The following is a 13,122-nucleotide window of genomic DNA, read 5'->3' as shown; positions in this document are numbered from 1 at the left end:
GTGAAGCATGAAGACATTGTTATGGCCCTTTCTCGTCGCGGCCCTTATTAGCTTAATCGCCACGCCCGTCGTTCGAAAAGGCGCCATTCGCTACGGCTTAATGGACATCCCGAAAGACGAGCGCAGGGTCCATAAAAAAGCCATTCCCTTAAGCGGGGGCCTGGCCATTTTCCTCGCCGTCCTCGTGAGCGTGTTGATCTTTCTGCCCGTAAACGGAGAAAAAGCGGCCTTTCTCGCAGGGGCTACCCTTATCGTGGCCACGGGCCTTTACGACGACAAATTCGCCATGAGCGCCAAGGCCAAGTTTGCCATGGAAATTTTGGCGGCGATTATCTTAATCTTCGGCGGCGTAAAGATCACTTTCTTTACAAACCCCTTTTACGGCACCAATCTCCTCATCAATTTAGATTGGCTCGCCATACCCATTACCGTCTTTTGGGTCGTGGGCATTACCAACACCATTAACTTAATCGACGGCCTCGACGGGTTGGCCGGGGGCATTAGCGCCATCGCATCCATTAGCCTCATGTTTGTGGCCCACCGGCTCCATCACGACGAAATGGCCGCTTTGGCCGCCATTTTGGCAGGAAGCTGCCTGGGCTTTTTGCCCTACAACTTTAATCCGGCGAAGATTTTTATGGGAGATACCGGCGCCTTGTTTTTGGGCTTTACGCTGAGTTATTTGGCCATCGAAGGGGTTATGAAATCTGTGGCCATGATTACGATTTTAATTCCCGTCTTAATACTCGGTGTGCCGGTCTTCGACACCACCTTCGCCATGATTCGAAGAAAGCTTTCGGGAAAAAGCATTTCCGAGGCGGACAAGGGCCATTTGCATCACCGCCTCCTGCGCCACGGCTTTAATCAAAAGCAGACCGTCTTCGCTCTTTACGGCGTGAGCATCATCTTCGGCATCATCGGAAACATCGTAAGCACCATGCACGAAAAAAACGGCCTGATCACGTCAATTCTCATCATTGCCGTGGTAGGGATCATGGCCCTGTTCTTGGGTCTGTTAAATGAAAGAGAGGAAGAGAATTGAAAGTACTGTCCGTCTTCGGCACGCGGCCCGAAGCCATTAAAATGGCGCCCATCGTTCTGGCCCTTCAAGAGCGAGAAGATGTCGAAAGCTTGGTCGCCGTCACCGGCCAACATAGGGAAATGCTGGATCAGGTGCTGGACATCTTCGGCATCGTCCCGGACTACGATTTAGATATCTTCACCCCCGGTCAAAGCTTAACAGACATCGCCGTGCGCTCCTTAAGGGGATTGGAAGACATATTTAAAACCACCAAGCCTGATCTCCTTCTCGTGCAAGGCGATACGTCTACCGTCTTTGCCGCAGCCCTATCCGCCTTCTACCACGGCGTAAAAATCGGCCACGTGGAAGCGGGGCTCAGAAGCCACAACCTCTATTCCCCCTTCCCGGAAGAAGCCAATCGCAAACTTACCGGGGTCTTGGCCAATTACCACTTCGCCCCCACGGAGTCCAATCGCCAAAACCTTTTAAGAGAAGGCTACGACGACAAGACCATTTACATTACAGGCAACACCGTCATCGACGCCTTGGCCTACACGGAGCGTGAGGATTTCGTCTTCGACGAGGCGGCCTTAAATGCCATCGACTTTAAAAAGAAAAAGACCATTCTCCTGACCTGCCACCGCCGGGAAAACTTGGGCGCACCCATGAAGCGGATCTTCTCCGCCATTCGCCGCATCGCCGACGAATACGACGAGGTGGAAGTGATCTTCCCCGTCCACTTAAATCCCAAAGTGCGGGAAATCGCCGAAGCGGAACTGGGCGGTGCGAAAAACATTCACCGCATCGAGCCCATGGACTACCTGCCCTTCTCAAACATTATGGCGAGAAGCTACCTGGTGGTTACCGACAGCGGCGGCATTCAGGAAGAGGCGCCCCACTTCGGCATCCCCGTCCTCGTGGTGCGGGAAGAGACGGAGCGGGAAGAAGGCATTATCGCCGGCACGGCGAAATTAGTGGGCACGGAAGAAGCGGCGGTGTACGACAACATCCGCCTGCTCCTCGAAGATAAAAAAGCCTACGACGCCATGGCCAAGGCGCTGAATCCCTACGGCGACGGCAAGGCGGCGGAGCGCATCGTGGATATTATTCTGAACAACGAAAAAGCGGGGTGCAGTCGGTGAAAGCATTGAAGCCCATCCTCCCCGCCCTTTTGGCAATGTGTCTGCTTTTAGGTGCGGCACCGGCCCCTGCGCCTGCGGAAAACGCGCCGCAAAAGCCCGGGGAAAAAGTGGCGGAGCCGCGGGATCAAAAAGAAAAAATCCGCACGGGCCAAGGGGTGCAGCCTATGACCGCCACGGAGAAAAAAGAATTCGACGCCGCCATGGCCAAGCCCGACAACGTCCTTTTAAAAAGCTACATCATCGGCGACTACGAAACAGGCACCATCTACAAAGAATTTAACGCCGACACCCCGGTGGGCCTCGCCTCCACCACGAAGCTCATGACCATCTACTGCGTCATGGACGCCGTGGACAAGGGCGAAATCGCCATGAAAGATCCGGTGACCATCGACCACGCGGCGGCAGCCATGCACGGAAGCGTCTACAAGACAAAAGAAGGGGAAGTCTACACCGTCGAAGAGCTCATTCATGCCGGCATGATCGTCTCGGGAAACGACGCCATGCTCGCCCTGGCCGATCGCATCGCCGGAAGCGAGACCGCCTTTGTGGCCCGCATGAACGCCAAGGCGAAGGAAATGGGCTTTACCCACATGCATTTTATCAATGTTCACGGCCTGACCGATTATGTCGCCAACGACTACAACAAAGCCACGGCACGGGAAATGTTTCAGCTTTCCAGAAGCCTTTTGGCCCGCTACCCCATGATCCTCGATGCCGCCCGCCGGGCGAAAATCGACGAACCGGAGAGAGCCTACGTTAGCTACGCCACCAATCCCCTTCTCGGGATTCTCCCCGGAATCGACGGATTGAAGACAGGCTACACCGGCGCCGCCGGCAGATGCCTCATCGCCACCGGTGCCCGACCGGCGGAAGGGCCCTATCTGAACACCCGCTTCATCGGCGTCTACATGGGCGCGGAAAACGACATGGATCGCTACGCCGCCTCCTTGCGCCTGTCGAAAGAAGCCATGACGTGGCGAAACACAATCCTCGCCGACAAATCCAAAGAGCTGGATTATCTGACACTGAAATCGGTGAGCCCGAGAACAAGCCCGGTCTTTGTGGATAAAAATGTCGTTCGCTGCGTCAAAGAAGGCGCCGAGGTAAGCACGGAAATCGACTACAAAACCATCGTCGCGCCCTACTCCAAAAAAGAACCTGTAGGCGAGGCGCGCTTCATCTGTAACGGCGAAGAAATCGCTCGGGCGAAGGTCTATGTCAAAGAAGACATTAAAAAGCCCAATCCCGTTCTCTCCTACAGAGACCTTATGGCCGACGTGTTCCGCGCCATGGAGAAGGCCGCTTGACAGAAAAATACCCCCTTGATACAATAGGCGGGTATGGACCCGTAGTTCAGCTGGATAGAATGTTGCCCTCCGAAGGCAAAGATCGTTGGTTCGAATCCAATCGGGTCCGCCATAGGAAAAAGGCAGCGAAGTTGCTAAATGGCAATTTGGCTGTCTTTTTTTATTGGGAAGGAGGCATCCGATTGGGCGACGGATGTCAATTGAAAAAGCGGCACGCCGATGTTATCACGGGGAGGAACCTTTGAAATCAGTCAAAGTTTCTTGCAAAAGAATATAGAAAAGAGGAATTTCAATGAGCAAAGTAATCTGTTCGCCGGGTTCTTATATTCAAGAAAAGGGCGCCATTAAAAAGTTGGCAGACTACTGCAAGGGAATCGGAGCAAAAAATGCCTACATCATCACAGGCAATTCTGCGAACCGTAAATATAAAGCGGACATCGAAAAGTCCTTTAAGGACAATGGCATGACTTGCACCGTCGTTCTTTTCGGCGGAGAATGTTCCGATGTTGAAATTAAAAAGCACCAAGACCAATTAGGCGATGCGGATGTCATTTTCGGCATCGGCGGCGGCAAGACGTTGGATACGACCAAGGCCATTGCTTTTTACAGCAAGATTCCCATGGTCATCGTGCCCACGGCGGCATCGTCCGACGCACCTTGCTCAAGATTATCGGTGGTTTACACGGAAGATCACGAATTCGATTATTACCTGCCCCTTAACAAAAATCCGGACATGGTCATCATGGATACGGATGTTATAGCCAATGCACCGGTGAAGCTTCTCGTCGCCGGTATCGGCGATGCCCTGGCCACCTATTATGAAGCCATGGCTTGTGAAAAATCCAATGCCGTCACCATGGCAGGCGGCCATTCCACAAAGGCCTCCATTGCCCTTGCCACCCTGTGCTTGGATACGCTTTTAGAAGACGGCTTGAAGGCAAAGGCGGCAGTTGAAAACAAGGTTGTAACCAAAGCACTTGAAAACATTATTGAAGCGAACACCTATTTATCCGGTGTAGGCTTTGAATCCAGCGGTTTGGCGGCAGCCCATGCCATTCATAACGGGCTCACGGTTATCGAAGAAACCCACGATTTGCTGCACGGTGAAAAAGTAGCATTCGGCACCATCTGCCAAATGGTACTTGAAAATGACGACCTTGAAGATATTTATGAGATCATGGAATTCTGCAGGGACTTGGGTCTGCCGACGACATTCAAAGACATGGGCATGGACAATGTAAGCGACGAAAAACTTCTGGAAGCAGCCGAACTGGCGTGCGCAGAAGGCGACACCATGGTGAATATGCCCTTTGAAGTGACTCCGGGCGATGTGGTCGCTGCCATGAAAACGGCGGACAAGCTGGGCCAAGATTTATAAAAGAGCATCACCATAGTTTTGGTAAAAATGAATTTGAAACAGTCATTGGGGCGTGTGTCCTCAATGGCTGTTTTTTTTAATGGCACGGACCGTCGAGAGAGGGCGCGGAAGAAAAGGGCTTGTAAAAAAATGACAATCCCTGTATAATAGGTAAGTAAGTTGCAGCGGGGTGTGGCGCAGTTTGGTAGCGCACATGGTTTGGGACCATGGGGTCGAAGGTTCAAATCCTTTCACCCCGACCACTAATTACTTACTTTACAGCGGGGTGTAGCGCAGTTTGGTAGCGCGCATGCTTCGGGAGCATGAGGTCGAAGGTTCAAATCCTTTCACTCCGACCAGATCGAGATTCGCTTCGGCGAGTCTCTTTTTTTAGGTTTTTGTCGCGAATAATGCTTTGTCACAGGCCGGTTATGTGGTATATTTATTATGACTGTGGCCCTCTGTGGCCAAGGCAATGTACAGAATGATTTTCTAATTGAAAAGAAAGGAACAGGAATAACATGGCTTTCATTCAATATTTACACACTCGAGTCACCCATAAAGGGATTCGCATCGTCTTCCCCGAAGGTGAAGATCCCAGAGTTCTTTGGGCAGCGGTTGAGCACCAAAAAGAAGGCTTAGTCCACCCCATCGTCATCGGTTTCAGAAACGAAATTGAAGCCACGGCCAAGAGAGAAAACATCGACATTTCCGGTTTGGAAATCGTGGAAGTGGGCCAATTCGAACACATCGATGAATTGGTTGAAAAGTTCGTCGAACGCCGCAAAGGGAAAATCGACGAAACCCGTGCCCGCGCACAGCTTCACGACCCGAACTACCTGGGTACCATGATGGTATATGCGGGCTATGCCGACGGCATGGTTTCCGGTGCCGTTCACACTACGGGCCAAACTATTCTTCCCGCCCTGCAAATTATCAAGACGAAAAAAGGCGTCAGCCGCGTATCCGGTGTGTTCATTCTCTTCAGAGGCAAAGAATGCTACCTCATGGCCGACTGTGCCATTAACACGGAAATGGACGCACCGACTTTGGCGGAAGTGGCTGTCACCACCGACGAAGCCGCAAAACAATTCGGTTTCGATCCCAGAATCGCCATGCTTTCCTTCTCCACCAAGGGCTCCGCAAAGAGCGACTCGGTTAAGAAGGTGGAAGTGGCTACCTATTTGGTAAAGGAATCCCATCCGGAAATTAAGGTCGACGGCGAACTTCAATTCGACGCCGCCATCGATCCTGAAGTTGCCAAGAAAAAGGCACCGGGTTCCGAGGTAGCCGGCAATGCCAATGTCTTCATCTTCCCGAACTTGGAATGCGGAAACATCGGCTACAAGATCGCTCAACGTCTCGGTGGATTTACCGCCATCGGTCCGATTCTTCAAGGCTTGAATATGCCGGTCAACGACCTGAGTCGTGGTTGTACTAAAGAAGAAACCTATCAATTGTCTTTGATCACAGCCGTACAAGCGTGCATCGCGAGAGATGAACAAGAAAAATAAAAAATCGGCCCGCAAGGGCCTTTTTTTCTATGATGAAAAGGTGAGGAAATGGATGCCTTCAATCGATTGAAAGAAAATCTCGCCGCCTACGACAAGGTGGCGGTAGCCTATTCCGGCGGCGTGGATTCGTCCTTTTTAATGGCCGTAGCCGCGGAAGTATTGGGGCGCGAAAATGTTATTGGGATTTACGTGGTCAACGAACTCCACCCCCGACGCGAGCGCTTCGACGCCCATGTCTTGGCGGAGATGATGGGCTGGGACATTGATGTAATCAACGCCAGTATTTTAGAAGACGAAGATGTCATGGCCAATGGGGTAAATCGCTGCTATTATTGCAAGCGATCGGCTTTTCTCGCGGTGAAGGCATACGCCGCGGAACGTGGCTTTCATGTGCTTTTAGACGGCACAAATCTGGATGATCTTTCCGATCATCGGCCGGGCTTTCGGGCCCTTGAGGAATTAGGGGTCAAGAGCCCCTTGCGGGAAGCGGGCCTTACCAAGGAATTGGTGCGGTCTCTTTCGAAAAAATACTACGACCTGCCCACGTGGAACAAGCCCTCGGATTCCTGTTTGGCCACACGGATTCCCTACGGCACGCCGCTTACCATCGAGGCATTGGCCGTAGCGGAAAAAGGGGAAGCTTATCTTCACGAGTTGGGCTACATGACCTGCCGCATGCGCCTTCACGGAAGCGTGGCGCGGGTGGAAATTCCTGTGGCGGATTTTCAAAAGTTTCTCATTAATCACCGGAAAGATGTGGCGGCCTATTTCAAGGAGCTGGGCATGACCTACACGGCACTGGACGTGTTGGGCTTCCGCTCCGGCTCCGGCAACGAAGGGTTGAAAGACTAATGCGGGTGCTTTACATCGATCCCTTCAGCGGCATCAGCGGCAATATGTTTATCGGCGCCATGGTGGACGGAGGCCTGTCGCCTGAGGGCTTCATCGAGGGCCTCATGCCTCTGGGCATCGCCGCCGAGGATGTGATTTTCGAAAAGCGGGAGAAGACGGGGATCCTCGCCACTTATTTTAATTTAAAAAGCGAAGAAAGCCGCCATTGGGAGCACGAGCACGACCATCACGATCACCATCACGAGCACGAGCATGACCATGACCATAGCCATCATCATCACCGCGGCCTCAACCACATGCTGGCCCTTATCGACCAAAGCGGCTTCGATGAGGCGGTGAAGGAGCTGGCCAAGGCCATTTACTTGCCCCTGGCGAAAGCGGAAGCCGCCGTTCACGGCAAAGATCTTTACGAAGTGCATTTCCACGAAGTCGGCGAATTGGATGCCGTGGTCGACGTGTTAGGCGCGGCCTACTACACCATTTTAAGCGACGTGGAAGCCGTTTACGTGGGCAAAATCAACACCGGCGGCGGCATGGTGACCTGTGCCCACGGCACCTACCCGGTGCCCGCTCCGGCCACGGCCCATATTTTATCCACCCTGGATGTGCCCTTAGGCGGCGAGGCCGTGGAAGAAGAGCTCACCACCCCCACAGGCGCCGCCATTTTAAAGGGCATTCGCGCCGCCTACCGCCCTCGGCCCGAGGGGCGCGTTTTGAAAGTGGCTTACGGCGCCGGCACAAGGGATCACGACGTGGCCAATGTGCTCCGCCTCTTTTTCATCGAGACAGAAGAAGCCCGTGCGCCGATTTTCTACAGCTGCAATTTAGACGACATGACCGGCGAGGCCATGGGCTTTTGCATGGAGCGCCTCTTCGATGCCGGGGCGCGGGATGTGAGCTTTACGCCCATATTTATGAAGAAAAATCGCCCGGGCTATCGCCTGGACGTGCTCACCGACGCCGCCTGCGAAGGCAAGGTGCTGGATGCGCTCTTTACCCACACCACCACCTTGGGCGTTAAAAAGATTCCCTTAGAAAAAATCGAGTTGCCCCGAGGGTCGAAAGAAACCATGACCGTCCTCGGCCCTGTGGGGACGAAAACGGCCCGTTATAAAGACGTGGAAAAGATCTCTCCGGAATACGACGATCTGAAGGCCCTGGCCATGAAACACGACACCACCGTGGAAGCCGTGCGCCGGGCATGGGAGCTGAGCTTATGAAAAAGTATTACGCCGTGAAGACGGGGAAAGTGCCGGGAATCTACCGCAACTGGGACAGCTGCAAGGCCCAGGTCCATGGTTTTAAAGGGGCCATGTACAAATCCTTCAAGACAGAAGAAGAAGCCCTGGCATACATGGGGGATGTGGCGGAAGAAAAAGACGATGCCGCCTACGACGCGGTGGCCTATGTGGATGGAAGCTATCGCCACGAAGACAGATCCTACAGCTACGGCGTGTCCATGGCTTGGGAAGGCGGCAGTTGGGAAGACAGCTGCCGCTTTACAGGCGATGAAGCCGCCATGCGCAATGTGGCGGGAGAAATTTTAGGCGCCACCGTGGCCATGAAAAAAGCCCTTGCCCTGGGCTTTTCCACCATGAAGCTTTGCTACGACTACGCCGGCATCGAACATTGGGCCAAGGGCGAATGGCAATGCAATAAAAAAGGAACCATAGAATACAAAGCATTCTATGATTCCGTAAAAGATCGCCTGGCCGTTACCTTCGTGAAAATCGAAGCCCACACCGGCGTGGAGGGCAACGAGCGGGCCGATACCTTGGCGAAGGAAGCGACCTTTAGGGCAACTGACGAAGGGTAATATGATTCTTTTCGAATAGACTGACGGCGTAATCGTCCACCCGATAGGCGTTTTTGTAGACCACTTCCCGAATCCCCGCCTGGATTAGTGCTTTTGTGCAGTTTAAGCAGGGGAAATGGGTAACATAACAAATAGTGTCCTTGGTGGGGATGCCCTCCTTGGCACAGTACAAGAGCGCGTTCATTTCCGCGTGAATGGTGGCGATGCAGTGGCCGTCACGCATGGTGTGACCCACGTCGTCGCAATGGGGATTGCCTGCCACAGAGCCGTTATAGCCTGTGGAGACGATGCGGTGGTCTTTATTGACCAGGACGCAGCCCACAAAAGCGCGGTCGCAAGTGGAGCGACTGGCCACGATTTCCGTGATTTGCATAAAATAGGTGTCCCAAGATTTTCTCACAGCAAACCTCCTTCCATTTAGTATAGCACGAGAGAGGAGAGAGGCGAAAGGAGTCATTATGAAACAGACATTAAATGAATTTAAAGACTTTATTGCCAGAGGCAATGTCATGGATATGGCCGTCGGGGTTATCGTCGGCGGCGCCTTCGGAAAAATTGTCACATCCTTAGTCAACGACATGCTTATGCCTTTAATCGGGCTCTTAATCGGCGGCGTGGATCTCACGAAACTCTACGTGGCATTGGACGGAAAGACCTACGCCAATCCCGTGGAAGCGGCGGAAAGCGGCGCGCCCATTTTGGCCTATGGGGACTTCCTGCAAAATATCATCGACTTTTTAATCATCGCCTTCGTGATCTTTATGGTGATTAAACAAATCGGCAAGATGAAAGCCCGCTTTATCCACACAGAAGAGGAAGTGGCCACCACCAAAATCTGCCCCTACTGCAAGGAAGCCGTGCACATCGAAGCCACCCGCTGCCCCCACTGCACCGCTGTTTTGGAGGATCAATAATGGCTAAAGGCTTGGTCCTCGAGGGCGGTGGCGCCAAAGGCAGCTACCAATTGGGCCTCTACCGCGCCCTTCAAGAAACACATCCGGACATTCGCCTCGTCGTAGGCACGTCCATGGGCGCCTTAACGGGCGCTTTTATTGTTCAGGGAAACACCGATGTTTTGGCGGACATTTGGCAAAAATTTTCATTCGACGGAAGCAGAGAGCTTATGCTTTCCTTGGACGAAGTGAAAAAGACGCCGGACATTGTTCGCATGGCCAAAACCGCCCGAGCCGCCCTGAACATGGACATGGCGCCCTTGAAAGAATTGATTCACCGCCACATCGACGAAGAAAAAATTCGCGCCTCTGAAATAGACTACGGCCTCGTGGTCTACAGCCTAAGCGAGGGAAAGACGAAATACCTTTACCTTGACGACATTCCCAAGGGCAAACTCCATCAATACATTTTGGCCAGCTGCGCCTACCCCGTCTTTCCGCCCGTTAGAATCGACGGCAAACTTTATGTAGACGGCGGCGTGGGAGACAATCTGCCCTATAAGATGGTCTCGGAAAAAGGCCTCGAGCCCGTCATCCTTAGGACCAATCCGCCGAAAGAAGGGGAGCACCTTCCCGAGGATGCCGTTGTCTTAGGGCCTGCCCGCCCCGTCGCCGACACCATGCACTTCGATGCCGATCTCGCGCCTTACCGCATGCAGCAGGGCTACCGCCACGGTCGGCGCATCCTTATGGGCTACGACGGCCTGGATTACACCTTCTACCCCATCTCCGAAAAAGAAGCCTTCCGCCGACTAAGCGAACTCTTCTTCGCCCGCACGGAAGACTTTCGCTACCTGGCGGAAGCCAAGGGAAGCGGCGAGCGGGGCATTGTGGAAAATCTGTGGCCCACCCTGGCCTCGGCCCTGGATCTGCCCGAAGACTACAGCTACAAAGCCCTGTTTATCGGCCTCATGGAAGCGAGAGGCAGCTTGCTTCATCTGCCGAAAGATCCCTTTTACACCGTGGATGGCTTTTTAAATGCATTAGACGAAAAAAACCACGTCCATCCCCGGGTCACCACCACCCTGGATCGCGTGCTCTATTTACTATTTTGCGGAAAGAGGTTGGCCATTGAATAAAGAAAAAATCACCCGCCTTTTAGAAAACCATCGCCCCGAGCCCTTGGAGCTCGTTCATCGCTACGCCGTCATGTGCACCTTGATCGAAATCGACGGCGCCCTTCACGTGCTCTTTGAAAAGCGATCCGCCCGCCTGAAGCGCCACACCGGCGAAGTCTCCCTTCCCGGCGGCCGCATCGAAGATGGCGAAACGCCGGAAGAAGCGGCCTTTCGCGAAACCGTGGAAGAACTCCGAATCGATCCCGCATGTTTGGAAATCCTGGGCGAAAGCGACTATTTAGTCACCCGCCAGAGCATCGTCGTGCACTGCTTTATCGGCATGCTCCACGGCGTGGACGTGGCCGCCATCGATCCCGAGCCGGCGGAAGTGGCCTACGTCTTCACTGTGCCCCTGTCCCTGTTCCTGGAAACGGAGCCCGAGGTGCATCCCATCGAATTTAAAAAAGACAAAGACGATGGCTTTCCCTACGAACTTATCCCCACCACCACCGTGGCCCCCTTTAGCAACTACATCGACCGCATCTTCTTCTACAAAGGTGCCGAAAAGAAAGAACAAATCGTGTGGGGCATGACGGCAAAAATTATGTACGGCGTGGCGAAACTGTTAAAAACTCTCCTATAATTACAAAAAGATGACATCGACGGCGATTCCTTGCCACAGGATGTGTCAATTGATACAATAAAGCCTGTGAAAGTTACAAACTGTAACTAATTTCGGACTATTCGGACAAAGGAGTTGTCATCGTGATAAAAAAGACCGTCCTACTCTCGGCATTGGCCGTGAGCCTCATTCTGCCCGCACAGGCGGAGGCAAAAACCGTTACCCTCAATCGACCGGGCATTGCCCCCGTGCGCTACGAAACCGACGCCGCCACCGTCGGCGAGTTTCTCCTGGAGAAAGACATTCAGCTTGAAAAAGGCACCGTCCCCTTCCCAAGCGCCTCGGAAGCGCTGAGCGAGCAGGCGGAATTAACCATTAAGTCGGGCTACACCATTACCGTAAAAGATGGCAAACACAGCTACACCCGCTCCGCCACGTCGAACAAAGTGGCCGACATCTTAAAAGAGCTGAACATCAAGCTCGGCGAAAAAGACACGGTGACCCCGCCCATGAAAGGCAGCGTTAACGAAGGCGAAATCCTTCGGATCAATCGCTACAAAGAACGCACGGAAAAAGTTGTGCGCGACGTGGCTTACGCCACAGAGCGCCGGGAAAATCCTCAAATCGATGCGGGGACCGAGCGCGTCATTCAAAAAGGCGAGGCCGGAAAAGTGGAAGAAGTGGTGCGCATCAGCACCGTCAACGAGGAAGAAACCGCCCGCCTCGTCCTTTCCTCCCGCGTCATTCGTGAAGGCAAAAACGAAATCGTCGAAGTGGGCACAAAGCCCGTGGAAAACATGATTCACGGTAAGAAATACAAAAAGAAAATTCTTATGAAAGGCACCGCCTACGATCCCAGCGCCGGCAAATGGACCGCCTCCGGCACCCGTGCCCGCGTCGGCGCCGTGGCCGTGGATCCCCGCGTGATCCCCCTCGGCACCAAACTCTACATCGAAAGCGCCGACGGCTTCCCCACCTACGGCTTCGCCGTGGCGGAAGACACCGGCGGTGCCATCAAAGGCAATCGCATCGACCTGTTTTACAACAGCCGAAGAGAAGCCTACAACTTCGGTCGACGCAATGTCACCGTGTATGTATTGGAAGACTGAGCAAAAGGGATAATAAGAGAATGAGAGAAAGAGAAGACGCCTAAGGGCGTCTTTTTTTGTGGGGAGAATAAAAAAGGTTCTATGTCAACCATTGGGGAGTCTAGTGAAAACTAGGCTCCTTTTTGTTTTCCTACACACCCTCACTCACTTATCTTTTGAACAAACGAAAAGCAGTTTCGTGCGGAAATGATGAAAGTTACGCATTCCAAAGGCCACGCGCTTCACCGTCTTGATCTTGTTGTGTGTTCCTTCCACGTAGCCGTTACTCCACGGGTAATCAAAGCTGTTGGTGATCTCCTCGAACCAGTTGTTGTAGGCACGTAAGCAGTGGCGCCACTCCTTTAGCCCGCTTTTCTTTGCCTCTTCCATCC

At 53.2% G+C, this 13,122-nt stretch carries 14 protein-coding genes and 3 tRNA genes; 15 read left to right on the top strand and 2 right to left on the bottom strand.

All coding sequences use genetic code 11. The features are described from left to right. Positions 1–7: 7 nt before the first annotated feature. From KO087_RS04585 to KO087_RS04535, 11 genes are all read left to right on the top strand, one after another. Positions 8–1,042 (top strand): MraY family glycosyltransferase, encoded by a 1,035-nt coding sequence (locus tag KO087_RS04585; protein ID WP_215508126.1) that lies wholly within the window; start codon positions 8–10, stop codon positions 1,040–1,042. Further along, positions 1,039–2,163: a non-hydrolyzing UDP-N-acetylglucosamine 2-epimerase gene (wecB, locus tag KO087_RS04580; RefSeq protein ID WP_215508125.1), complete on the top strand. Its 1,125-nt coding sequence runs from the start codon at positions 1,039–1,041 to the stop codon at positions 2,161–2,163. Before KO087_RS04585 ends, wecB begins: the two co-directional genes overlap by 4 nt. Beyond that, complete coding sequence (locus KO087_RS04575; RefSeq protein ID WP_215508124.1) at positions 2,160–3,470, top strand: D-alanyl-D-alanine carboxypeptidase family protein; 1,311 nt, start codon at positions 2,160–2,162, stop codon at positions 3,468–3,470. The genes wecB and KO087_RS04575 overlap by 4 nt, the downstream gene beginning before the upstream one ends. A gap of 35 nt (positions 3,471–3,505) precedes the next feature. Then, positions 3,506–3,582, top strand: a tRNA-Arg gene (locus KO087_RS04570). Positions 3,583–3,762: 180 nt separating this feature from the next. After that, positions 3,763–4,848 carry a glycerol dehydrogenase gene (locus KO087_RS04565; RefSeq protein ID WP_215508123.1) on the top strand — a complete coding sequence of 362 codons (1,086 nt, stop codon included), beginning with the start codon at positions 3,763–3,765 and terminating at the stop codon, positions 4,846–4,848. A gap of 165 nt (positions 4,849–5,013) precedes the next feature. Further along, a tRNA-Pro gene (locus KO087_RS04560) sits at positions 5,014–5,090 on the top strand. Positions 5,091–5,109: 19 nt separating this feature from the next. After that, positions 5,110–5,186: transfer RNA gene (locus tag KO087_RS04555), tRNA-Pro, on the top strand. Between the two features lie 162 nt (positions 5,187–5,348). Then, positions 5,349–6,341 (top strand): phosphate acetyltransferase, encoded by a 993-nt coding sequence (pta, locus tag KO087_RS04550; RefSeq protein WP_215508122.1) that lies wholly within the window; start codon positions 5,349–5,351, stop codon positions 6,339–6,341. Positions 6,342–6,389: 48 nt separating this feature from the next. Then, positions 6,390–7,193 carry an ATP-dependent sacrificial sulfur transferase LarE gene (larE, locus tag KO087_RS04545; protein ID WP_215508121.1) on the top strand — a complete coding sequence of 268 codons (804 nt, stop codon included), beginning with the start codon at positions 6,390–6,392 and terminating at the stop codon, positions 7,191–7,193. After that, positions 7,193–8,413, top strand: coding sequence for a nickel pincer cofactor biosynthesis protein LarC (gene larC, locus KO087_RS04540; RefSeq protein WP_215508120.1), 1,221 nt, complete (start codon positions 7,193–7,195; stop codon positions 8,411–8,413). The genes larE and larC overlap by 1 nt, the downstream gene beginning before the upstream one ends. Further along, complete coding sequence (locus KO087_RS04535) at positions 8,410–9,009, top strand: ribonuclease H1 domain-containing protein (protein WP_215508119.1); 600 nt, start codon at positions 8,410–8,412, stop codon at positions 9,007–9,009. The genes larC and KO087_RS04535 overlap by 4 nt, the downstream gene beginning before the upstream one ends. On the opposite strand, the gene KO087_RS04530 is transcribed toward KO087_RS04535, so the two are convergent. Continuing rightward, positions 8,987–9,409: a deoxycytidylate deaminase gene (locus tag KO087_RS04530; protein ID WP_215508118.1), complete on the bottom strand. Its 423-nt coding sequence runs from the start codon at positions 9,407–9,409 to the stop codon at positions 8,987–8,989. The two genes, KO087_RS04535 and KO087_RS04530, sit on opposite strands and share 23 nt — an antisense overlap. A 58-nt stretch (positions 9,410–9,467) precedes the next feature. Between KO087_RS04530 and mscL the strand changes: the two genes are divergently transcribed. The 4 genes from mscL to KO087_RS04510 all read left to right on the top strand — a co-directional run bounded on the left by mscL (position 9,468) and on the right by KO087_RS04510 (position 12,751). Continuing rightward, entirely contained in the window at positions 9,468–9,923 is a 456-nt protein-coding gene (mscL, locus tag KO087_RS04525) for a large conductance mechanosensitive channel protein MscL (RefSeq protein WP_215508117.1), read from the top strand. After that, complete coding sequence (locus tag KO087_RS04520; protein WP_215508116.1) at positions 9,923–11,041, top strand: patatin-like phospholipase family protein; 1,119 nt, start codon at positions 9,923–9,925, stop codon at positions 11,039–11,041. The genes mscL and KO087_RS04520 overlap by 1 nt, the downstream gene beginning before the upstream one ends. Beyond that, positions 11,034–11,663: an NUDIX hydrolase gene (locus KO087_RS04515; RefSeq protein WP_215508115.1), complete on the top strand. Its 630-nt coding sequence runs from the start codon at positions 11,034–11,036 to the stop codon at positions 11,661–11,663. The genes KO087_RS04520 and KO087_RS04515 overlap by 8 nt, the downstream gene beginning before the upstream one ends. A gap of 122 nt (positions 11,664–11,785) precedes the next feature. Next, positions 11,786–12,751 (top strand): resuscitation-promoting factor, encoded by a 966-nt coding sequence (locus KO087_RS04510; protein WP_215508114.1) that lies wholly within the window; start codon positions 11,786–11,788, stop codon positions 12,749–12,751. Positions 12,752–12,895: 144 nt separating this feature from the next. Here KO087_RS04510 and KO087_RS04505 read toward each other — a convergent pair. After that, a partial coding sequence (locus KO087_RS04505) for a transposase (protein WP_215507030.1) occupies positions 12,896–13,122 on the bottom strand: 227 nt, incomplete at its 5' end.

The sequence above is a fragment of the Peptoniphilus rachelemmaiella genome (genome assembly GCF_943169845.1).
Lineage (GTDB): Bacteria > Bacillota > Clostridia > Tissierellales > Peptoniphilaceae > Aedoeadaptatus > Aedoeadaptatus rachelemmaiella.
Note: the sequence above shows the minus strand (reverse complement) of the source record. Positions and strands in the feature narration are given on the sequence as shown.

Excerpts from the sequence above, each read along its gene's own strand:
- KO087_RS04585 (WP_215508126.1), top strand. The coding sequence starts at position 8 with ATGAAGACATTGTTATGGCCCTTTCTCGTCGCGGCCCTTATTAGCTTA.
- KO087_RS04565 (WP_215508123.1), top strand. The coding sequence starts at position 3,763 with ATGAGCAAAGTAATCTGTTCGCCGGGTTCTTATATTCAAGAAAAGGGC.
- pta (WP_215508122.1), top strand. The coding sequence starts at position 5,349 with ATGGCTTTCATTCAATATTTACACACTCGAGTCACCCATAAAGGGATT.
- larE (WP_215508121.1), top strand. The coding sequence starts at position 6,390 with ATGGATGCCTTCAATCGATTGAAAGAAAATCTCGCCGCCTACGACAAG.
- larC (WP_215508120.1), top strand. The coding sequence starts at position 7,193 with ATGCGGGTGCTTTACATCGATCCCTTCAGCGGCATCAGCGGCAATATG.
- KO087_RS04535 (WP_215508119.1), top strand. The coding sequence starts at position 8,410 with ATGAAAAAGTATTACGCCGTGAAGACGGGGAAAGTGCCGGGAATCTAC.
- mscL (WP_215508117.1), top strand. The coding sequence starts at position 9,468 with ATGAAACAGACATTAAATGAATTTAAAGACTTTATTGCCAGAGGCAAT.
- KO087_RS04520 (WP_215508116.1), top strand. The coding sequence starts at position 9,923 with ATGGCTAAAGGCTTGGTCCTCGAGGGCGGTGGCGCCAAAGGCAGCTAC.